This is a genomic window from Streptomyces sp. NPDC046759, from assembly GCF_040645475.1.
Taxonomy (GTDB): domain Bacteria; phylum Actinomycetota; class Actinomycetes; order Streptomycetales; family Streptomycetaceae; genus Streptomyces.
Window position 1 is genome coordinate 205,667 of record NZ_JBEYYJ010000002.1, and the last position, 20,651, is coordinate 226,317.

The 20,651-nt window shown below is 72.6% G+C and carries 17 protein-coding genes; 11 read left to right on the forward strand and 6 right to left on the reverse strand.

The window, feature by feature from the left end:
- Nucleotides 1-30: 30 nt before the first annotated feature.
- On the reverse strand, nt 31-540 hold the full coding sequence (locus ABZ919_RS03650) for a MarR family transcriptional regulator (RefSeq protein ID WP_361242249.1): 510 nt from the start codon (nt 538-540) through the stop codon (nt 31-33).
- 114 nt (nt 541-654) lie between these two features.
- Here ABZ919_RS03650 and ABZ919_RS03655 point away from each other — a divergent pair, with 114 nt between their 5' ends.
- Nucleotides 655-1,170: a YceI family protein gene (locus tag ABZ919_RS03655; protein WP_361242251.1), complete on the forward strand. Its 516-nt coding sequence runs from the start codon at nt 655-657 to the stop codon at nt 1,168-1,170.
- Between the two features lie 9 nt (nt 1,171-1,179).
- Here ABZ919_RS03655 and ABZ919_RS03660 read toward each other — a convergent pair whose 3' ends face one another.
- Nucleotides 1,180-2,979, reverse strand: a complete 1,800-nt coding sequence (locus ABZ919_RS03660) for a hypothetical protein (protein ID WP_361242254.1) — start codon at nt 2,977-2,979, stop codon at nt 1,180-1,182.
- A gap of 225 nt (nt 2,980-3,204) precedes the next feature.
- On the opposite strand from ABZ919_RS03660, the gene ABZ919_RS03665 reads away from it, so the two are divergent.
- The 5 genes from ABZ919_RS03665 (at nt 3,205) to ABZ919_RS03685 (ending at nt 7,598) form a co-directional block, all read left to right on the forward strand.
- Nucleotides 3,205-3,594, forward strand: a complete 390-nt coding sequence (locus ABZ919_RS03665) for a cell division protein SepF (protein WP_361242257.1) — start codon at nt 3,205-3,207, stop codon at nt 3,592-3,594.
- A 353-nt stretch (nt 3,595-3,947) separates the two neighbouring features.
- The gene (locus ABZ919_RS03670; RefSeq protein ID WP_361242259.1) at nt 3,948-5,165 is read left to right on the forward strand and encodes an ATP-binding protein; all 1,218 of its coding nucleotides are present in this window, start codon (nt 3,948-3,950) and stop codon (nt 5,163-5,165) included.
- On the forward strand, nt 5,162-5,518 hold the full coding sequence (locus tag ABZ919_RS03675) for a nucleotide pyrophosphohydrolase (protein ID WP_361242262.1): 357 nt from the start codon (nt 5,162-5,164) through the stop codon (nt 5,516-5,518). The genes ABZ919_RS03670 and ABZ919_RS03675 overlap by 4 nt, the downstream gene beginning before the upstream one ends.
- Before the next feature lie 166 nt (nt 5,519-5,684).
- The gene (locus ABZ919_RS03680; protein WP_361242265.1) at nt 5,685-6,173 is read left to right on the forward strand and encodes a DUF6099 family protein; all 489 of its coding nucleotides are present in this window, start codon (nt 5,685-5,687) and stop codon (nt 6,171-6,173) included.
- A 501-nt stretch (nt 6,174-6,674) separates the two neighbouring features.
- A complete protein-coding gene (locus ABZ919_RS03685) occupies nt 6,675-7,598 on the forward strand; it encodes an LLM class F420-dependent oxidoreductase (protein WP_361242268.1) in 924 nt (307 codons plus the stop codon).
- Between the two features lie 63 nt (nt 7,599-7,661).
- Here the strand turns inward: ABZ919_RS03685 and ABZ919_RS03690 are convergent, their stop codons facing one another.
- The gene (locus tag ABZ919_RS03690; protein ID WP_361242271.1) at nt 7,662-8,828 is read right to left on the reverse strand and encodes an alanine--tRNA ligase-related protein; all 1,167 of its coding nucleotides are present in this window, start codon (nt 8,826-8,828) and stop codon (nt 7,662-7,664) included.
- Nucleotides 8,829-9,158: 330 nt separating this feature from the next.
- On the reverse strand, nt 9,159-10,076 hold the full coding sequence (locus ABZ919_RS03695; protein ID WP_361242274.1) for a serine hydrolase: 918 nt from the start codon (nt 10,074-10,076) through the stop codon (nt 9,159-9,161).
- Between the two features lie 179 nt (nt 10,077-10,255).
- On the opposite strand from ABZ919_RS03695, the gene ABZ919_RS03700 reads away from it, so the two are divergent.
- From ABZ919_RS03700 to ABZ919_RS03715, 4 genes are all read left to right on the forward strand, one after another.
- A complete protein-coding gene (locus tag ABZ919_RS03700) occupies nt 10,256-11,743 on the forward strand; it encodes a 3' terminal RNA ribose 2'-O-methyltransferase Hen1 (protein ID WP_361242277.1) in 1,488 nt (495 codons plus the stop codon).
- Entirely contained in the window at nt 11,740-14,283 is a 2,544-nt protein-coding gene (locus tag ABZ919_RS03705; RefSeq protein WP_361242280.1) for a polynucleotide kinase-phosphatase, read from the forward strand. The genes ABZ919_RS03700 and ABZ919_RS03705 overlap by 4 nt, the downstream gene beginning before the upstream one ends.
- Nucleotides 14,284-14,489: 206 nt before the next feature.
- A complete protein-coding gene (locus tag ABZ919_RS03710) occupies nt 14,490-16,337 on the forward strand; it encodes a RiPP maturation radical SAM C-methyltransferase (protein WP_361242283.1) in 1,848 nt (615 codons plus the stop codon).
- Nucleotides 16,334-16,864 (forward strand): DUF5825 family protein, encoded by a 531-nt coding sequence (locus tag ABZ919_RS03715; protein ID WP_361242286.1) that lies wholly within the window; start codon nt 16,334-16,336, stop codon nt 16,862-16,864. Before ABZ919_RS03710 ends, ABZ919_RS03715 begins: the two co-directional genes overlap by 4 nt.
- A gap of 88 nt (nt 16,865-16,952) precedes the next feature.
- On the opposite strand, the gene ABZ919_RS03720 is transcribed toward ABZ919_RS03715, so the two are convergent.
- Both ABZ919_RS03720 and ABZ919_RS03725 read right to left on the reverse strand, forming a co-directional pair.
- Complete coding sequence (locus tag ABZ919_RS03720; RefSeq protein ID WP_361242289.1) at nt 16,953-17,843, reverse strand: hypothetical protein; 891 nt, start codon at nt 17,841-17,843, stop codon at nt 16,953-16,955.
- 196 nt (nt 17,844-18,039) lie between these two features.
- Nucleotides 18,040-19,218 carry an SPFH domain-containing protein gene (locus tag ABZ919_RS03725; protein ID WP_361242292.1) on the reverse strand — a complete coding sequence of 393 codons (1,179 nt, stop codon included), beginning with the start codon at nt 19,216-19,218 and terminating at the stop codon, nt 18,040-18,042.
- Between the two features lie 132 nt (nt 19,219-19,350).
- Here ABZ919_RS03725 and ABZ919_RS03730 point away from each other — a divergent pair, with 132 nt between their 5' ends.
- Nucleotides 19,351-20,574 carry an arginine deiminase gene (locus ABZ919_RS03730; RefSeq protein ID WP_361242295.1) on the forward strand — a complete coding sequence of 408 codons (1,224 nt, stop codon included), beginning with the start codon at nt 19,351-19,353 and terminating at the stop codon, nt 20,572-20,574.
- Nucleotides 20,575-20,651 lie beyond the last annotated feature (77 nt).

Here is a 20,651-nt window from a genome sequence, read left to right on the forward strand (position 1 = left end):
TTCCCTCCTTGCGGTTGTGACCTGCGCCGCTCAGGTGCCGGAGGGGTCCTCCGCCGGGTCCGGCGGATCCGGTACGAGGGCCCACATGGCCGCCCGCTGCTGGGGGCCCATGGAGTCTTCCAGGGCCTGGCGGACGGTGCCGGCGAGCAGCACGGAGGTCTCGCCGAGCAGGTCGCGCGCCTTGTCGGTGAGGGCGACCTGGACGCCGCGCTTGTCGCCGCACACCGACGCGCGGGCGACGAGACCGGCCCGCTGCAGGCAGGCGATCTGGTAGGTGAGCCGGGTCTTGGGGCGGCCGAGGAGGTCGGCGACCTGGGTCATGCGCAGTGCGGTGCGGGGCTGTTCCGCCAGCAGGCACAGGATCAGGAACTCGTCGTGCGAGATGTCGAGTGTCTCCTTCACGACCGCCCGCAGCCGCTGCTCCACGGCGCCCGTCGCGGCCAGCAGGAGCATCCAGGCGCGCAGCTCGGCGGGCAGCAGCCCGCTCCCTGCGGCGGGACATTCGAACTGGTCGGCGGCGTGCGTGTCGGAGGCGGACATGGATCGAGTCTACCCGTGGTCCAAATTTGGACCAGCTTGTTGTCCAAATTTGGATGACACGCTAGCGTGACCCCAGTAATCCAAATTTGAATCACCCGACCAGGGAGTACGACCATGACCGTCACCGTGCAGACAGGTACCTGGCAGCTCGACGCCGCAGCGTCCACCGTGGGACTGCGGCACAAGACCCTGTGGGGCCTCGTCACCGTGAAGGGCGCGTTCGCCACCGTCTCGGGGGCGGGCGAAGTGCGCGCCGACGGCTCGGCCGCCGGCACCGTGACCCTGCAGGCGGCCTCCCTGGACACCAAGCACGCCAAGCGGGACGCCCACCTGCGCTCGGCCGACTTCCTCGACGCCGACCGGCACCCCGAGATCACCTTCGCGGTGCGCGGCGCCGACCGCCTCGACGGCGACGCCGTGCGCGTCACCGGTCAGCTGACCGTACGGGGCGTCAGCAGGCCCGTGACCTTCGGAGCGCGCCTGAGCGAGGCGGGCGCCGGGGCGCTCACCCTGGACGCGGAGTTCACCGTGGACCGTGACCGGTTCGGCATGGGCTGGAACCAGCTGGGCATGATGCGCGGGCTCACCACCGTGACGGCGAGTCTGCGCTTCGTCCGCACGGACGCGTGAGCCGCCCGGTCAGCCCTTCGGCGCCCCGCCCTTGCCACCGCCGCTTCGGTCCTTGATGCCCAGCTCGCCCCGGCTGACGTCCTTCGTGGACAGCGTCTGCGGGGTCGCCGTGAAGGCGCGCAGCCGGATGTGCGCGGACTTCTTCGTGGGCAGGGGGAAACCGCCCTTCGGCGCCCGCAGGACGACGGTCGCCGTGCCGTGCGCGGGGATCGTCGCCGGGCCCCGGGCCAGCGACCAGTAGCGGCTCATTCCCTGGCCCGACGTCAGCATGTAGTGCGGGGTCAGCGGGGTGCTCCCGGTGTTGGTGACCTCCACCGTCAGTGCGGACAGAGAGCGCACAGAGGCGTGCCGGGCCGCCCTGATGGCCATCCGCAGCGGCGGCTTGCCCGACACCGCCAGGGTCGCGCTCACCAGCGCGGGCAGCACCAGCAGGACCACGGCGGCGGCCAGGGCGGGCCGGCGCCGCCGGCCGGTCAGCCACCGGGGCCGCGGCTGCCACGCGTTCCTGAACTCCGACAGCGGCACGGTGATCGCCGCCGCCAGCCACAGCGGCGTGTACATCAGGTAGTAGCCGTCCTGGGACCGGGTCGCCAGGTAGAAGGCGCACCAGGGCAGCACGGTCGCGGCCGGTCCCAGCCGCCGCACGAACAGCACGAACAGACCCAGCAGCGCGGCGGCGAGCAGCATGCTCGCGTGGCCGTACCAGTCGAGCCGGTCGCTGCCGTGGGTGAAGTACAGGGAGATGCCGACCAGGCCCTGGCCGTGCACCACCGCGCCCTGGGTCAGCGGCAGGGCGATGCCCCTGAGCCACGGGCCCGGCTCGCTGACGAGGAAGTAGGCGTTGATCAGCAGCCAGGCGAGGGCCGCGATCCCGGCGATGCGCAGCACCACCCGCGCGGCCTCCCGGCCGCCGAGTTCACCGCGGCGCACCGCGTAGATCCCGGCCAGCAGGAACGGGGTGACGAACCACGGTAGTTGCTGTGCCGCGCACGCGGCCCCGATGCACGCGGCCCGCGCGATCCCGGCGGGACCCAGCCGGCCGCCGGCGCCGAACCGCGGCCAGCGCACCACCACCGGGATCAGCAGGACCAGGCCGACGATCGCCGGGTAGCCCTGGCGGGCGTACATCGGCAGGAAACTGAAGCCCAGGCAGATCATCGTGGCCGCCGACCGCCACGGCGTCGGCAGCAGCCGCCACAGCACCACGGCACCCACGATGAGCACGATCGTCACCGCCAGTGTCGCCGGTGCCCCGGTGTGGCCGAGCCACAGGAACGGCACGGTGAGCAGCGGCGCCAGCGGGGGATAGCCGTACGTGTAGTCGTAACCGCCGGTCGTCGTCGCCGTCAGGGCGACTCCCTTGATGTGGAAGAGCCATGGCCAGGGCTGGTCGTAGACCTGGTGTCCGCCGACGATCTGCTTCGCCGCCTGCGTGGTCAGGACCGCCTCGTCGCCGCCCGCGTGGTTCAGCGCCCAGGTGCACAGGGTGAGCGCGACCGCGGTCACCAGCACCACGGCGTCCAGGCGGGCCAGCGAGCGCGTCCGGCGGACCGTCAGCGTGAGCACGCCGGTCACCAGGATCGAGGCGTAGCAGACGGAGATGATCCCCGCGAGGACCGGCCGGTGCGTGGCCGCCTGCGTCCACACCACGCGCGTACCGATGAACAGGCTGACGTCGGCGAGCAGCGTGAGCACGCGATGCCACTGTGCGGGCGGTTCGTGGAACTCCGCGGGGGCCACCGGTACGGCGGACACCGCCGACTGCGTCCGCCGGCCGACTGTCACCTGCTGTGTCTCTGCCAAGTGCACGGCACCGGACGCTAGTGGCGGCCGGTGAACACGGCGTGGCGGCATGTGAAGAGTCGGATATGAGGGCGGTAAGAAGCGGACGTAATCGTACATGTGACGCAGGTCGCTCCGGATGACATGACACCACAGCGGTCGCGCAGTGTGTCGTTGTTGGGCCGAACGGGTGACTTGGCGTAAGAATTGGCTGGTGCAGGCATGGAGTGCGAGTCAGGTCGGGGGTAGCCGGTGAGCCGCTACGACGTCACCGATGAACAGTGGGAAGGGCTCGCCCAGGTCGTGCCGCTGCGGGGCCGCGACGCCTGGCCGTCCGCGGTGAACCACCGCTCGCTGCCCGACGCCGAGACCGAGACGCGGCGCCGCTTCGTGGTCCTGCGCGTCAACGTCTTCGCGGACGCCCGGGATGTCGCCGAGACCCTGATGGCCGGCGCGCCGGTCCTGCTCGACCTGTCCAGCGCGGAGTCCGAAGTCGCCAAGCGCGTCCTCGACTTCAGCACGGGCGTGGTCTTCGGCCTGGGCAGCGGTATGCACCGCGTCGACCGGAACGTGTTCCTCCTCACGCCGCCCGGCACCGAGGTCAGCGGCCTGATGGAGGGCGTGGGGGTCTCCGGCGGCTGACCGGCGCCTCCGGCGGCTCGACGAGGTCCCTGCGGCGGCTGAGCCCCCGGCCCTCGGGACGAGGCGATGCGGCGGTGTGGCTGTGCGGCGTGCGGTCGTGTGATCGCGCCCGGTGTGGCCTGCGGCGGTTCGCCGTGTGGCCGTGTGCGGTGTGGCCGTGCGCGGTGTGGCCGTGTGCGGTGTGGCTGTGCGGCGTTCCCGTGAGGCGGTGTGTCCCACGGCCCCGGCGCCCCTCGCCCGCTGTCACCCGGCCGAGTGCCCCTGGCGTCGTCCGCGCCCGCCCGATCGCCCGATCGTGGGAAGGCGCGGACAGGAAACGGTTCGGCAGGCGAACCGGGCCCTACGGTCCGGGCATGGCCGTGCCCTCCGTGCCCCCCGTGCCCTCCGTGTCCGCCGAACCGCCGGCGTCCGCCGCGACCGTCCCCGCGCAGTCCCGGGTGGTGTCCGGCGACTCTCCCGATGTGCGCGCCCGGATCACCGAGCTGCGCCTGTCGGCCTTCGCCGGGCATAGGCGGGCCGGATTCCCGCTGGCGTCCGTCACCCTGTTCGCGGGCCCCAGCGGGGCGGGGAAGACGACCGCGCTCGCGGCGTACGAGGCGCTCGCCCGGCTCGGCGGCGGAGCCCCGCTCTGCGAGGCGTTCCCGGACCCGGTCGCGTGCGTGCCGCAGCGGGCGCGCCCCGACGCCGGAGGGCGGCGCGGCTTCCGGATCGGGTGCACGGCCGACGGCGCCGAGGGGCCGGTCCGGCTCGACGTCGCCGTACAGGCCGAACCGGACCTGAGGATCGTGGGGGAGCGGCTGACCGCGGGCGGCGTCGTGCTGCTGGAGACCGCGCTGCGCGACCCCGGGCGCCGTACCGTCCAGGCCGCCTGGCACACCGCGGGCGCCGCGCCCGTGACCCGCGCCCCGCTCCCCGACGACCGCCTGGGCACCGCCTTGCTGCCGCTGCGCGTCGCCGGCAAGACGGACGGACAGCGGCATGTGCTCGCCGCGGCGGAGCAGATGGTGGTCGCGCTGCGCTCCGTCTTCCCCTGCGACCCCCGCCCCGAGCGCATGCGCGCCCCCGTCCCCGCCGGTTCCGGCAGGCTGCTGCCCGGCTGCGACAACCTCGCCGACGTGCTGTGGCGCACCCGCGCCGAGTGCGCCCGCCGGCACGGCCGGCTGGTCGAGGCGCTGCGCGCCGGCTGTGCGGGCCCCGTGAGTGACCTGGTCGCCGAACCGCTGCGGAACGGCACCGTCCGGGCGCTGCTCGACCGCGGCGACGGCCTGCGCACCGAGCTCACCCGGCTCGGCGACGGCGAACTGCGCTATCTCGCCCTGACACTGGTGCTGCTGACCGGACCTGGCGTCCTGGACGTGGACACTCCGGGCGAGGTGCCCGACGCCCTGCGCACCCTCACCGTCCTCGCCGACGGCTTCGACCGGGGTCTCGACCCCTGCCAGCGCCGGGAACTCCTGCGGACGGCTGTCCGGATGGGCGAGCGCGGGCACATCCGGTGCGTGGGCGCGGTGAGCGACGCGTCCTGGGCCACCGGGGTGCAGGGCGTCACGGTGGTACACCTGGAGACGTGACGGAACCCCTTGACCTGGCCCGACTCCAGCGCAGGCTCGCCGAGTTCGCGGCGGCGCGGAACTGGCAGCCCTACCACACCCCCAAGAACCTCGCTGCCGCGCTGAGCGTGGAGGCCTCCGAACTGGTCGAGATCTTCCAGTGGCTGACGCCGGAGGAGTCCGCGCGGGTCATGGGGGACCCCGATGCCGCGCACCGGGTCACCGACGAGGTCGCGGACGTCCTCGCCTATCTGCTGCAGTTCTGCGACGTCCTCGGCATCGATCCGCTGACCGCCCTGGCCGCCAAGATCGACCGCAACGAACGGCGCTTCCCGGCGCCGGGGCCCCGGGGCCGGGAACTGCCGGAGGGCTGAACTCCGTTATCACTCTGCGGAGTCAAATTGCCTGTCGAATCCGAATTGTTGTCCACAGATTTCCGCCTACCTCTGGCTTTTCGCCTCAAGCGCCCTCACTCTGGGTAGTGAACAGAGGAGTTCACGCGGGCGTGCGAGGGAGCACGCGAAGGAACGGGGGCGACATATGGATGCGGTACGGCTCATCCTCACGAGCAGGCGTGCGCTGGCGGGCGGCGCCGACGCGGGCGAGATCATGGCGGAGGTGTGGCAGGCCCAGGCCCTGGCCCAGGCGATCGGCAGCCGGCTCGCCGTCTCCGGCCCGCCGGAGCTGCGCGGCGAGGCACTCGGCCTGACCGAACTGGCGGGCCGGGGCTGCGGGGTCCTGGACCCGCCCGACCTCGACCTCGGCGACCTGCGCGCCGCCCAGCTCACCGAGCTGGCCGACGCCCGGGAGACCCTGCTCTGCCTCCAGGGGCTGCTCGGCGAGGTCGGTATGGCCCTGGTCGGCACCGCCAGCTCGGCCGCCGACGAGACGACGTACTGGCAGTGCATGGAGGCCATCGACGCGGCCGACGAGTCCCGCGACCGCGTCCTGGAGATGCTGCGCAAGCTGGCGGCACGGGAGGAGGCCTTACAGGAGAACGGCAACCAGAACAGCCCGTCGGGAGTGTGAGGACCGGCCGTCCGGTGTGTGAGGACCGGCCGTCCGGTGTGCGAGGACCGGCCGTCCGGTGTGCGAGGACCGGGCCGGACCGCAGCGGACTCCGGAGGCAGTCGGCCCGTGCGCAGTCGGCCGAGCTCGGCGTCCCCGGCGGCGCCGCCCCGATCGCCCTGCGGATCCGCCGGCTCCGACACATCCGCGTTCAGCGCGGCCATCAGCTCCTCCAACTCCTCCAGCAGCCCCTTCGACCGACCGGCGGAGCCCCTCTCTTCCGACACGACGGCCTTCTCGGCCCCCGGCCCGGCAGGGCCGGACGGTGACGCGCGACGGCGGCCACCGTCCGGCGCGGGTACCGGACGGTCCGGCTCCGACGCCCCAACGATCACCGTCGGGGCCGGTCACCGGCGCACACGGCGCCCGGCGCACCCGGCGGGGATTTTCACCCGACCGGGGACGGCCGTGCCGGGCGGCACCGGTGAGGTCGACGAGGTGTGCGGCGTGCAGGATGGATGTATGGACCTTCGAATCTTCACCGAGCCCCAGCAGGGGGCCACCTACGACACCTTGCTCAGCGTGGCGAAGGCCACCGAGGACCTGGGCTTCGACGCCTTCTTCCGCTCCGACCACTATCTGCGCATGGGCAGCGTCGACGGCCTGCCCGGTCCCACGGACGCCTGGATCACCCTGGCCGGCCTGGCCCGCGAGACCAAGCGCATCCGCCTCGGCACGCTGATGACCGCCGGCACCTTCCGGCTGCCCGGTGTGCTCGCCATCCAGGTCGCCCAGGTCGACCAGATGTCCGGCGGCCGGGTGGAGCTGGGCCTCGGCGCGGGCTGGTTCGAGGAGGAGCACAGGGCCTACGGCATCCCGTTCCCGAAGGAGAAGTTCGCGCGGCTGGAGGAGCAACTCGCGATCGTCACCGGACTGTGGGCGACCGAGGCCGGCAAGACCTTCGACTTCCACGGCACCTACTACGACCTGACGGACTCGCCCGCGCTGCCCAAGCCGGCGCAGAAGAAGGTCCCGGTGCTCATCGGCGGCCACGGCGCGACCCGGACGCCCCGGCTGGCCGCCCGGTACGCCGACGAGTTCAACATCCCGTTCGCCTCCGTCGAGGACAGCGAGAGGCAGTTCGGCCGGGTGCGGGCCGCGGCCGAGGAGGCCGGCCGCGGCGCCGACGCGCTGACGTACTCGAACGCGCTCGTGGTCTGCGTCGGCCGCGACGACCAGGAGGTCGCCCGGCGCGCCGCCGCGATCGGCCGCGAGGTCGACGAGCTGAAGGCCAACGGCCTGGCCGGCTCCCCGGCCGAGGTCGTCGACAAGATCGGCCGGTATGCCGAGACCGGCTCCCGGCGGATCTACCTGCAGATCCTGGACCTTGACGATCTGGACCACCTGGAGCTGATCTCCGCGCAGGTCCAGTCCCAGCTGTCCTGACACCGCCCGGGCCGCCGGGCCTCGCGGGCCGCCCGGCGGTGCCCGTCCCTCGAACCGCCGCCGTCATCCCTGCCGCAGACTCACGACCAGATCGCGGGGCAGGCCATGGGTGTCGTGGAGGTGGCGGAAGTCCTCGTCCGTCAGCGGGCCCTGGAACCGGCGCCGGGCGAGCACCTGCCGCCCGCGCTCCAGGAGCCGGCGGAACCGGCGCTCCTCCTCGAGCAGCAGATGGCGTACGCGGACGGGTTCCACGTCCTGCCGGAAGTGGTCCAGGGTGTGCGTGACCAGTTCGTCCGGCAGGTCCTGGAGACTGCGCGAGGGATCGTCCCGCCACAGCACCGTGAGCACCCGTCGCACCAGGCGGCGCAGTACGTAGCCCCGTCCGGTGTTGGCCGGGCGCACCCCGTCGCCGATGACCACGACGGCCGAGCGCAGATGGTCCTGGACGAGGCGGAGCGACGGTTCGTCCAGCGGCCACAGGGCCGGCACGAGCCGGCGCCAGGGGGCGAAGACGTCACACTCGAACACCGACGACTTGCCCTGGAGCAGCGAGGCGAGCCGCTCCACGCCCAGCCCGGTGTCGACGTTGCGCTGGGGCAGCGGCACGAGGGAACCGTCCTCGAGCCGGCGGTGGCGCATCATCACGTGGTTCCACACCTCCACCCAGCGATCGTCGCGGGTGGGAGTCGACCGGGGCGGGGTGTCGCCGGTCCACAGGAAGATCTCCGAGTCGGGCCCGCACGGACCGACCGGGCCGTTGGACCACCAGTTGTCCTCCACCGTGAGCTCTACGGGGACCCCGCGCTCCTGCCACAGCCGCAGGGAAGCGGTGTCCGGCCCGGTCTGCTCGTCGCCGCCGAAGACGGTGGCGTGCAGCAGACCCGGATCCACCCCGAGTCCCTCGGTGAGCAGGCCGTAGGCCCAGTCGAGACTCAGCGGGCCCTCGTAGTCGCCCAGCGACCAGGTGCCGAGCATCTCGAACACCGTCAGATGGGTGGCGTCGCCGATCTCCTCCAGGTCCGTGGTGCGCAGACAGCGCTGCACATTGACCAGCCGCCTGCCCAGCGGATGGGGGCGCCCCTCCAGATACGGAGTGAGCGGATGCATGCCGGAGGTGGTGTACAGCACCGGGTCCCCGGGTGGTGGCAGGAGGGTCGAGCCGGTGATCCGGCGATGACCGTGCTCCTCGAAGTACTCGATGAACGTGCGGAGTACGAGCTCGGTCTTCATGCGGGTGACTCCTTCGCGTCAGCGGGGGAGGCACCGGACGACGGGACCGTGCGGTCATCACACCGGGGCGGCAGGGCGGGCGCCAGGGAATCACCGACGGGCCGTGTCCGGTCGCCGGTGGAGAGGGGAACGTCAGGCGGCGGCAACCGGCGAGCTGGTCGCTCGCGCGGTCGCGGTGGTGCTTCGGCCGGTGACATCCATGGACGCGACGATAGCGCCGCCTGCCCGTCGGGGCACCTGGATTTCCCACGAGGACGAGCGACCGCCGCCGGCCGCACCGGCGGCGGTCGCCCATCCGGCTCAGCCGCGTGCGGCGGCCGCTCCTGCGGCTCAGCCGTGCTGCGCGAAGCCGTAGTCGAGGATCTCCGCCGCGTCCTTGAAGCGCTGGTCCGCCGAGGTGTCGGCGAGCACCGTGCCCACGACCGTACGGCCGGCGCGGGTCGCCGCGAACACCAGGCAGAACTGCGCCTCCGGCCCGGAGCCGGTCTTCACGCCGATCGCGCCCCGATAGGAACCGAGCAGCGTGTTGGAGTTCTTCCACGGCTCCATCGCGTGCGTGCCGCCACCCGGCCGGTAGGACTGCATGTCCTTGTACAGCGGGGTGCCGACGACCTTCTTGAAGGTCTTGTTCTTCAGCGCGGACCCGGCCAGCTTCGTCAGGTCGCGCGGCGAGGCGTAGTTGTTGCCGTTGGACACCCCGTCGAAGGAGTCGAAGTGAGTGTTGGTCAGGCCGAGTTCACGGGCCTTGCTGTTCATCTTCGCGATGAACGACTTCGTCCGCGCCGCCGTCGTCGACCCGGTGCCGTACGTGTCCGCCAGCGCGTAGGCCGCGTCGCAGCCCGAGGGCAGCAGCAGCCCGTACAGCAGGTCGCTCACCTTCATCGAGTCCCCGAGGATCAGGCGGGCGCTGGAGTAGCGCTGGCGCTGTGTGGTCGGGTCGATGACGTAGTCCGTGTACTCCTTCTTGATCGTCACCTTCCGGTCGAGGTTCAGGTGCGGCTGCGACAGCACGACGAGCGCCGTCATGATCTTGGTCGTGGATCCGGTCCGCAGTTGGCCGTCCGGCGCCTTGCCGAACAGCGTCCTGCCCGTGGCCGCGTCGAAGGCGTACGCGCCCTGCGCCGCCACCTGCGGTGCCGTGGCCGCCCCGGCGGGAGCCGCCGCGAGGACCCCCGTGCTCAGCACCGCGCCCACCAGCGCCGCGACGACGGTTCTCCTGCGGGCCCGGGCTCCGTGGCCGTTGGTCATGGTTCCCCCTTCAGTCAGTGGTCAGTTGACGGTGCATCACTTCACCAGGTCAGCGTCGCCGGGGCCATGGTGAAGATCACATGCTGTTGCCGTGCAGCCGTGACCACGCCGCCGGCGGGCAGCGGGCACGGCGGGAAAACCGGTGGTCACGGGGCGTTGCAGGCGGAAGACTCGGACCTGTGTTCCTGACGATCTCCACGCGCGGCGACGCCGCCCACCCGGCCACCGACCTCGGGTACCTGCTGCACAAGCATCCCGACAAGGCGCAGAAGTTCTCCACGTCGTACGGCACGGCGCACGTCTTCTACCCCGAGGCGGACGACCTGCGCTGCACGGCCGCGCTGCTGCTGGAGACCGACACGCTCGCGCTGGTCCGCCGGGGCAGGGGCAAGGGACGCGGCGGCGCGCCCGACGCCGCGCTCGCGCAGTACGTCAACGACCGCCCGTACGCAGCCTCCTCGCTGCTCGCGGTCGCGCTGAGCAGCGTGTTCTCCAGCGCCATGCGCGGTGTGTGCCACGCCCGCCCCGAGCGGGCCGCCGCCGCGCTGCCGCTGCGGATCGAGGTCCCGGCCCTGCCCGCGCGCGGCGGAGCCGAGCTCGTGCGACGGCTCTTCGAACCGCTCGGCTGGACGGTGACCGCCGAACCGGTCGCCCTGGACACCGAGTTCCCCGAGTGGGGAGACTCGCGGTACGTCCGCCTCGTACTGGACTCGCAGTCGCTGACCCTCGCCGAGGCACTGCGCCATCTGTACGTCCTGCTGCCGGTCCTCGACGATGCCAAGCACTACTGGGTCTGCGCCGACGAGGTCGACAAACTGCTGCGGGCGGGGGAGGGCTGGCTGTCCGGCCACCCGGAGCAGAAGCTGATCACCAGCCGGTACCTCTCCCGCCGCTGGTCGCTGACCCGGCAGGCGATGGACCGCCTGGAGCTGGTGCGCCTCGCCGAGGCCGACGACAGCGAGGTCGAGGAGATCGACAACGCGGTCGCGGAGGACACGGAGGACGAGGAGAGGCCGACCCCGCTCGCGGTCCAGCGCCGACAGGCGATCCTCGCCGCGCTGCGGGACAGCGGTGCCGGGCGGGTGCTCGACCTCGGCTGCGGACAGGGCGAACTGGTGCGGGAGCTGCTGAAAGACGTGCGGTTCACCGAGATCGTGGGCGTCGACGTGTCCATGCGGGCGCTCACCATCGCGTCCCGGCGGCTGAAGCTGGACCGGATGGGAGAGCGGCAGGCGGCCCGCGTGGGGCTCGTGCAGGGCTCGCTCGCCTACACCGACAAGCGGCTCAAGGGCTACGACGCCGCCGTGCTCAGCGAGGTGATCGAGCACCTCGACCTGCCCCGGCTGCCCGCCCTGGAGTACGCCGTGTTCGGGCACGCCCGTCCGCGTACGGTCCTCGTGACCACCCCGAACGTCGAGTACAACGTCCGCTGGGAGAGCCTGCCGGCCGGACACGCCCGGCACGGCGACCACCGCTTCGAGTGGACCCGTGCGGAGTTCCGGGCCTGGGCGCACGCCGTGGCCGAACGCCACAGGTACACGGTGGAGTTCGTCCCGGTCGGGCCGGACGACCCCGAGGTCGGTCCGCCCACCCAGATGGCAGTGTTCGTGACCGGGACGGAGAAGGAGAAGGACAAGGAGAAGGAGAAGGAGGCGAAGGCCGCATGAGCGAGAACCAGCAGCAGGGACGGGTGCTCCCCGTCACCGACCTCTCCCTGGTCGTCCTGGTCGGCGCCTCCGGTTCCGGCAAGTCGACCTTCGCCCGCAGGCACTTCAAGCCGACCGAGGTGATCTCCTCCGACTTCTGCCGCGGACTGGTCGGCGACGACGAGAACGACCAGAGCGCGACCCGGGACGCCTTCGACGTCCTGCACTACATCGCCGGCAAACGGCTGGCCGCCGGCCGCCGCACCGTCGTGGACGCCACCAGCGTGCAGCAGGACGCCCGGCGTCAGCTGCTCGAACTGGCCAGGAAGCACGACGTGCTGCCCATCGCCATCGTGCTGGACATGCCGGAGGAGGTGTGCGCCCAGCGCAACGCGGCCCGCACCGACCGCGCCGACATGCCCCGCCAGGTCATCCAGCGGCACGTCCGCGAACTGCGCCGTTCGCTGCGGCACCTGGAGCGCGAGGGCTTTCGGAAGGTGCACGTCCTGCGCGGGGTCGAGGAGGCGGAGCACGCCACCGTCGTCACCGAGAAGCGCTACAACGACCTGACCCACCTCACCGGACCGTTCGACATCATCGGCGACGTGCACGGCTGCTCCGCCGAACTGGAGGCGCTGCTGGCCAGGCTGGGCTACGTCGACGGCGTCCACCCCGAGGGCCGTACCGCCGTCTTCGTCGGCGACCTGGTGGACCGCGGCCCGGACACCCCGGGCGTGCTGCGCCGGGTGATGACGATGGTCGAGACGGGCAACGCGCTGTGCGTGCCCGGCAACCACGAGAACAAGTACGGCCGTCACCTCAAGGGCCGCAACGTCCAGCACACCCACGGGCTCGCCGAGACCATCGCGCAGATGGAGGGCGAGAGCGAGGAGTTCAGGGCCCGGGTGCGGCAGTTCCTTGCGGGTCTGGTCAGCCACTACGTCCTCGACGGCGGCAAGCTGGTCGTCTGCCACGCCGGCCTGCCCGAGAAGTACCACGGCCGCACCTCCGGCCGGGTCCGCAGCCACGCCCTGTACGGCGACACCACCGGCGAGACCGACGAGTTCGGACTGCCGGTGCGCTATCCGTGGGCGGAGGACTACCGGGGCCGCGCGGCCGTGGTCTACGGCCACACGCCGGTGCCCGAGGCGACCTGGCTCAACAACACGATCTGCCTGGACACCGGTGCCGTCTTCGGCGGCAAGCTGACCGCGCTGCGCTGGCCGGAGCGCGAGCTCGTCGACGTACCGGCCGAGCGGGTCTGGTACGAGCCGGCGCGCCCGCTGCGCTCGGAGGCGCCCGGCGGACAGGACGGCCGGCCGCTGGACCTGGCGGACGTGTACGGGCGCCGGGCCGTGGAGACGCGGCACGCCGGCCGGGTCGCGGTCCGCGAGGAGAACGCGGCGGCGGCCCTGGAGGTCATGAGCCGCTTCGCGACCGACCCGCGTCTGCTGCCGTACCTCCCGCCGACCATGGCGCCGACGGCGACCTCGCAGGTCGAGGGCTACCTGGAGCACCCGCGGGAGGCCTTCGCGCAGTACGCGGCCGATGGCGTCGAGCGGGTCGTGTGCGAGGAGAAGCACATGGGCTCGCGGGCCGTGGCCCTGGTGTGCCGGGACGCGGAGGCCGCGCGGAGACGGTTCGGCGTGGACGGCCCCACCGGGTCCCTCTACACTCGTACCGGGCGGCCGTTCTTCGACGACGAGAAGGCGTCCGAGGAGATCCTGGACCGGCTGCGCTCGGCGATCACGGACGCCGGACTCTGGGACGAGCTGGCCACCGACTGGCTGCTGCTGGACGCCGAGCTCATGCCGTGGTCGCTGAAGGCCTCGGGACTGCTGCGCAGTCAGTACGCGGCGGTGGGCGCCGCGTCCGGCGCGGTGTTCCCGGGCGCGCTGGCCGCGCTGGAGGCGGCCTCGGCCCGCGGTGTCGGCATCACCGGTCTGCTGGACCGGCAGCGGGAGCGCGCCGCCGACGCGGCCGCGTTCACCGCCGCCTACCGCCGCTACTGCTGGACCACGGACGGTCTGGACGGCGTACGCCTGGCCCCGTTCCAGCTGCTGGCGGTCCAGGGCCGAAGCCTCGCCGCGCTGCCGCACGACGATCAACTGGCCCTGATCGACCGGCTGGTGGAGCAGGACGGCAGCGGACTGCTGCAGAACACCCGGCGGCTGTACGTCGACACCGCAGACCCGCAGTCGGTGCGCGCGGGCGTCGACTGGTGGCTGGAGATGACCGGCCGCGGCGGCGAGGGCATGGTCGTCAAGCCGGTCGGCGCGCTGGTCCGGAACGGCGACGGCCGACTGGTCCAGCCCGGCATCAAGTGCCGCGGCCGTGAGTACCTGCGGATCATCTACGGCCCCGAGTACACCCGCCCGGACACGCTGGCCAGGCTCCGGCAGCGCTTCCTGAACCACAAGCGCTCCCTCGCCCTGCGCGAGTACGCCCTCGGCCTGGAGGCCCTGGACCGGCTCGCGGACGGGGAGCCGCTGTGGCGGGTGCACGAGGCGGTGTTCGGGGTGCTCGCGCTGGAGTCCGAGCCGGTGGATCCGCGCCTGTAGCCGCTCGCGCCGCACGCGTCCGTCACGGGATGCCCTTGTGCCGCACACAGCTCTGTCCATATGGTGGACAGCCGTGCGGCACAGAGGTGTTCACGTGTCGGAAGGGGTGCGGTGGGCATGGAGATCAAGAAGGTCGTGGTCCGCGAGGAGGAGCGGAGCACCGGCCGGCGGCCGGCGATTCTGGAGAAGCGGCCGACCCGCTGAGCATGCGCCTCCACCTGGTCACGATGCCCTGGCATCCGCTCGACCTTCCGTCCCTGCAACTCGGTCTGCTGAACCGCCTGGTCCGGCAGGCCCGCCCGGTCGACGAGGTGACGGAGTTCCACGGCTCCCTGCGCTGGGCGGAGTTCCTGCTGGAGCACTCCGGGGGCCGGCTTCGGCCGGGTGACTACGTCTCCGTCGGCAGCGACGCCATCTTCCACGGCCTCGGCGACTGGGTCTTCTCCGGCGTCCTCTACGACGATCCGGGCTGGGGCCTGGCCCGGCTGCGGGACTACGCCGCCGCCCGGGACGTCCGCATCGACACCGCCCTCGCCATGCGGCCGTACGCCGCCGCCTTCGTCACCGCCTGCGCCGACGAGGTACTGGCGGCCGAGCCGGACGTCGTCGGGTTCACCACCACCTTCATGCAGAACGTCGCGTCCCTGGCCCTCGCCCGCGAACTCAAGCGCAGGCGTCCGGCGTTGACGGTGGTCTTCGGCGGTAGCAACTGCGACGGGCCCATGGGCCACGCCCTGCACCGCAACCACCCCTTCGTCGACCAGGTGGTACGCGGCGAGGCCGAGTACGCCTTCCCGGCCCTGTTACGGCACCTGGCCGAAGGCACCGACCCCGTCGACGTGCCGGGCCTGCGCTGGTGGGACGGCCCGGTCTCGCGCGCCAACCCCGAAAGCCGGCGGACCGTGGCCCCCGCCGACATCCCCTCGCCCGACTACGACCAGTGGCAGGCCGCGCTGGACGCCTCCCCGGTGCGGGAATACGTCCATCCGAAGCTCGTCGTCGAGGGCGCCCGCGGCTGCTGGTGGGGCGAGAAGCACCACTGCACCTTCTGCGGGCTCAACGGGTCCGCCATGGCCTTCCGCGCCAAGCCCGGGGAACGGCTGTGGGCCGAGATCGACCGGCTGGTGCGCCGGCACCGCATCCTCGACGTGGTCACCGTCGACAACATCATCGACATGGCCTACTTCAGGGACTTCCTGCCCCGGGTGACCGCGAGCGGCTGGGATCTGCGGCTGCACTACGAAGTGAAGTCGAACCTCACCGCGGCACAGCTCGCACTCCTCGGCGAGTCCGGCACCGTGCACATCCAGCCCGGCATCGAGAGCCTGGGCAGCCGCGTTCTGGACCTGATGGACAAGGGCGTCACCGGCGCCCGCAACGTCCGCACCCTGCGCGAGTGCGAGAACCACGCCCTGACCTGCTCCTGGAACCTCCTCTACGGCTTTCCCGGCGAGACGGCCGGGGACTACGAACCGGTGCTCGACCAGCTTCCCGCGCTGGTCCACCTGCAGCCGCCGAGCGGCGCCCACCGCATCCAGCTGGAGCGGTTCAGCCCGCACTTCACCGACCCGGGCCTCGGCTTCGGCAAGCGCCGCCCGGCCCAGATGTACCAGCACGTCTACGAGCTGCCCGAGGACGAACTCGCCGATCTGGTCTACCTGTTCGACACCGAGGACGCCGGGATCGCCGGCCCGGTCGAGCGGCGGCTGCAGACGGCCGTCGCCGCGTGGCGGGCCGGGCACGCGCAGTCCCGGCTGCTGTACGAGGAGGACGGCGAGGACCTGCTGGTGCACGACCGGCGGCACGGCCGGCCCGCGGTCACCCACCGCTTCTCCGGCTGGCGCGCCGAGGCCCTGCGGCGGCTGGAGGACGGCCGGACCGTACCGGCGCTGCACCGGCTGCTGACCGCCGACGGCCACGGGCCGACGGCGGACGCCCTGGAGGACTGGATCCGGCAGGCCCTCGGTCTCGGCCTGGTGTTCCGCGACGGGGCCGGCTATGTGTCCCTGCCGACCTGGGGCGAGCCGGTCCGCCTGCCCGAGGACGCCGTATGAGCGCGCTGCCCACCACCGTGCGGCACCGGCGTGCCCGGCGGCGAGTCGAGGTGCCCGAACCGCTGGACCTGAGCGGTGCGGGCCGTGGAACGGCGGAGGCGGTGCGCTTCCTGCGCGAGTGCCAGAGCCACGGCCTGTCCGTGAGCTGGCGGGGCACGGGCAGGCCGCCGTACGACACCGGGATCCTGCGCCATCTTCCACCGCCCGCAGAACTGCCGGACGCGGTGGACGAGTTGGCCGCCTGGCGGGCGGGTCACTCCTACGGCTCCCTGTACCACCGGTGCGGCCCCGGGTTCGTCACGGTCCTGGACCGCAGGGCGCCGGGTACGGCCGTACGGCTCACCCTCGATCACCCCGCTCTCCTCGCCGCCTTCCTCCGCCTGCAGGAACCCGCGCCGCTCGACGCCGTCGACGAGGAGGCCGTCGCGCTCCTCGCCGCCGAGCGCCTGGTGCTCGCCGCCGGCGGCTGGGCGGTCGCCCTGCCCCCGCGCATCCGGCGCTGGCCCGTCCCGTGCACGGCGATCTGAGCGCGGGCTCCCCCAGTGCTGCGACGCGACAACGCGGCGAGGTGCCGTGCCGGGCGTCGCGAGCCGGTGAACCTTTCCGGTCACAGCACTAGCCGACCAGGCGCAGCCGCTCCTCGCACACCCCGATCCGGACCGTCTGCCCCCAGGTGAGCTGGAGCGCGTCCGTCTCGATGCCGTCGCCGAAGGCGATGAACCGGTCCGACTCCACGGTCAGTGCCAGCGTCACGGGCGCGGTGAGCTCGCCCGCCACCAGACTGGTGCCGGTGGCCGGTGACGGCCAGGCCTCCCGGACGAACCACACCAGCCGTTCCTCGGTGGGGGAGGGCAACGCGATCCGGCTGCCCCGCTCCTGCCACACCGAGCGGAGCCAGCCGGTCGCGCCGGTGCCGGTGCCCACCAGCACCCCGGAGGAGGCCTGGGCCTCGACGACACCCCCGTCGTCCTCGAGGCCCAGGCGGTAGCGGGCGGTCTGGTGACCGGGTGCTCCCAGATAGATCTCGTTGAGTGCCAGCAGGCGCTGGGTGTCGTCGGCGACGGCCTCCACCATGGTGAGGTCGTCCACCGACGTGCCCGGCGCGGCCAGCAGCTTCGCCGTGTCGGCGGGGCGGTGCCGCACCAGCACACCGGGGTTGCGGCCGGGGTCGGTGTCGATGCCGATCACCGGCTGGCCGGTGAGGTACTTGGCGGCGTTCGCGACCAGCCCGTCCTGGCCGATCACCACGACCACGTCCTCGGGCGCGAACAGGAACCGGTCCAGATCGCCCCGCTCGACCCGGGCCTGCCGCCAGGTCAGCGGTACCGCGGCGGTCACCTCGGCCAGCGCGCGGCGGGCGCGCCGGTGACGTTCGGCGACCTCCTCGATGTCCTGGCCGCGGGAGGCGAGGAAGAACGCGGCCTGGCCGTGCGTGCCGTGCCGGGCCACCACCTCCTCGTACTCCGTGGTGCGATGGACCAGGACGGCCCGCGGGGCGAGGCTCATCGGACGGCTCCGGGGCCGAGCCGGCCGACAGACGCGGGCGCCACCGAGCCGGCGGCCGGCACGGCACGGGCGAGGAACGTCCGCCCCGGCCCGGAGGGGGCCCGGCCGGCCCGCGGTACGGGCCGAACGGTCAGCGGGGCGGGCCTCCTCGGGCCGGCGGTCCCCGCCCCGCAGCGGACGAGCAGTGGGCCGCCGCTCATTCCGTCCCTCCGGGAGTGAGCCGGGCCAGCAGCCCGGTCAGGACGTCGGGCGAGACGGTCACGCTGTCGATGCGCGGCAGGTTCTCCGCCAGCCGGGTGGCGGTGAGCGCCTGCAGGGTCGTCGCCCCGTCGACCCCGGCCTCGGTGTGCACCCGCAGCCAGGCCGCCCGGGCCTCGGCGCGGGCCACGCCCAGCTCGCGCGTGCCCTCCGCCTCGGCGCGGGTCACCCGTACCGCCCTCGCCGCCTCGGCGTCGGCCAGCAGGGCGATGCGCGCGGCCTCGGCTTCCGCGAGCTGCCGCGACCTGGCGGCCTCGGCCTCCGTGAGCCGGAGCTGCCGCGCGGCCTCGGCCCCCGCGAGCTTCACCGACCGTTCGGCCTCCGCCTCGGCGAGCCGCACCGAGCGGGCCGCCTCGGCCTGGGCGCGCACGGCGTCCGCGGCCGCCTGTTCCTCGGCCTCGCGGCGGGCGTTGGTGCCTCGCTGCTCGACCAACTGCTCCTCACGGCGGGCGAGTTCGATGCGGCTGGCCAGCTCGTTCTCGGCGATGGTCCGCTCCCGCTCGACCGCGACGGCCCGCCGCTCGTAGGTGGCCCGGTCGGCCTCCTGCTGGATCTGTTCCCGGGCCGGGGTGCGCAGGGCGCGCTCCACCTCCGGCTCCGGGCGCAGCGCCATCACCCGTACGGCGACCACCTCGATCCCCGTCGCCGGCAGTCGCGGCTCGGCCCCCAGCCCGGTCGCGACCCGCTCGCGCACCGCCGCCACGCCGTCGGCCAGCGCCGCCGACAGCGGCGTACGGGCCAGGACGTCCAGCGCGTGCTGCTGGGCCGTCTCGGTGAGGAGCGTGCCCAGCTGCTCCAGCGGGGTGCCGCGCCAGCCGCCGGTGTCCGGGTCGATGGAGAAGTCCAGGCGAGCTGCGGCCACGGCCGGGTCGGCGATGCGGTAGGTGACCGTCGCCTGGACGGACACGTCCTGGAAGTCGGAGGTCCGGGCGTGGAAGGTCATCGCCAGCTCGCGGTCGTCGACCGGCACCTCGGACAGCGCGGCGGTCAGCGGCCGGAACCAGAAGCTGAGCCCGGGACCGTCGTGCACGAGCGTGCCCGAGCGGTGGTGCCGGATGTGCGCGGTCGGCGCGGCGCGCAGATGGCGCCGGCCCAGGCGCCGGGTGATGTCGGCCATGGAGACCCCCTCGTTCTCGTCATGTCGACGATAACGGGGATCGTTTCTTCTCGTCAAGGGGACGAAAACAGGGTGTGGCAGAAACGGGCCGAGAAGGGGGTGAAGACGGTCGGTGACGGCCAGGATGGAGGCATGGCATACCACGTCGACTCCGAGGCCGGGCGGTTGCGCCGCGTGATCCTGCACCGGCCCGACCTCGAGCTCAAGAGGCTCACCCCCAGCAACAAGGACGCCCTGCTCTTCGACGACGTGCTGTGGGTGCGCCGGGCGCGCGCCGAGCACGACGGATTCGCCGACGTCCTGCGCGACCGCGGTGTCGAGGTCCACCTCTTCGGCGACCTGCTCGCCGAGACCCTGGAGCTGCCCGAGGCCCGTTCCCTCGTCCTCGACCGGGTCTTCCACGAGAAGGAGTACGGGCCGCTGGCCGCCGACCACCTGCGCGCCGCCTTCGCCGCCCTGCCCGCGCGCGAGCTGGCCGAGGCGCTGGTGGGCGGCATGACCAAGCGGGAGTTCCTGGCGGCCAACGCGGAGCCGACCTCCGTCCGGTTCCATGTGATGGACCTCGACGACTTCCTCCTCGGCCCCCTCCCCAACCACCTGTTCACCCGTGACACCTCCGCCTGGGTCTACGACGGGGTCGCCATCAACGCCATGCGGCTGCCGGCGCGGCAGCGCGAGACCGTCCACTTCGAGGCGATCTACCGCCACCACCCGCTGTTCCGCGACGAGAGGTTCAACGTCTGGTCCGAGGGCCAGGCCGATCACCCCTCCACCATCGAGGGCGGCGACGTCCTGGTGATCGGCAACGGTGCGGTGCTGGTCGGCATGAGCGAGCGGACCACGCCGCAGGCCGTGGAGATGCTGGCCCACAAGCTGTTCGCGGCCGGTTCGGCGCGGACCATCGTCGCGCTCGACATGCCCAAGCGGCGCGCCTTCATGCACCTCGACACCGTGATGACCATGGTGGACGGCGACACGTTCACGCAGTACGCCGGGCTCGGCATGCTGCGCTCGTACACCATCGAGCCGGGCGTCACGGAGAAGGAGCTGAAGGTCACCGACCATCCGCCCGAGCACATGCACCGCGCGATAGCCGCCTCCCTGGGTCTCGGTGAGATCCGGGTGCTGACCGCCACCCAGGACGTGCACGCCGCCGAGCGCGAGCAGTGGGACGACGGCTGCAACGTGCTCGCCGTCGAGCCCGGGGTCGTCGTCGCCTACGAGCGCAACTCGACCACCAACACGCATCTGCGCAAGCAGGGCATCGAGGTGATCGAGATCCCGGGCAGCGAGCTGGGCCGTGGGCGGGGCGGTCCCCGGTGCATGAGCTGCCCGGTGGAGCGGGAGGCCGTCTGACCGTGTGACCGAGCGGACTCGGGCGTCTGTATATAAATGCTGAACGTCGTATAGAATTCCAGAGTCCGTCACTTCGT

Bases quoted from the DNA above. Each gene is read 5' to 3' on its own strand.
- ABZ919_RS03650 (WP_361242249.1), bottom strand. From the start codon at position 540: ATGTCCGCCTCCGACACGCACGCCGCCGACCAGTTCGAATGTCCCGCC.
- ABZ919_RS03655 (WP_361242251.1), top strand. From the start codon at position 655: ATGACCGTCACCGTGCAGACAGGTACCTGGCAGCTCGACGCCGCAGCG.
- ABZ919_RS03670 (WP_361242259.1), top strand. From the start codon at position 3,948: ATGGCCGTGCCCTCCGTGCCCCCCGTGCCCTCCGTGTCCGCCGAACCG.
- ABZ919_RS03680 (WP_361242265.1), top strand. From the start codon at position 5,685: ATGGATGCGGTACGGCTCATCCTCACGAGCAGGCGTGCGCTGGCGGGC.
- ABZ919_RS03685 (WP_361242268.1), top strand. From the start codon at position 6,675: ATGGACCTTCGAATCTTCACCGAGCCCCAGCAGGGGGCCACCTACGAC.
- ABZ919_RS03690 (WP_361242271.1), bottom strand. From the start codon at position 8,828: ATGAAGACCGAGCTCGTACTCCGCACGTTCATCGAGTACTTCGAGGAG.
- ABZ919_RS03695 (WP_361242274.1), bottom strand. From the start codon at position 10,076: ATGACCAACGGCCACGGAGCCCGGGCCCGCAGGAGAACCGTCGTCGCG.
- ABZ919_RS03705 (WP_361242280.1), top strand. From the start codon at position 11,740: ATGAGCGAGAACCAGCAGCAGGGACGGGTGCTCCCCGTCACCGACCTC.
- ABZ919_RS03710 (WP_361242283.1), top strand. From the start codon at position 14,490: ATGCGCCTCCACCTGGTCACGATGCCCTGGCATCCGCTCGACCTTCCG.
- ABZ919_RS03715 (WP_361242286.1), top strand. From the start codon at position 16,334: ATGAGCGCGCTGCCCACCACCGTGCGGCACCGGCGTGCCCGGCGGCGA.
- ABZ919_RS03720 (WP_361242289.1), bottom strand. From the start codon at position 17,843: ATGAGCCTCGCCCCGCGGGCCGTCCTGGTCCATCGCACCACGGAGTAC.
- ABZ919_RS03725 (WP_361242292.1), bottom strand. From the start codon at position 19,218: ATGGCCGACATCACCCGGCGCCTGGGCCGGCGCCATCTGCGCGCCGCG.
- ABZ919_RS03730 (WP_361242295.1), top strand. From the start codon at position 19,351: ATGGCATACCACGTCGACTCCGAGGCCGGGCGGTTGCGCCGCGTGATC.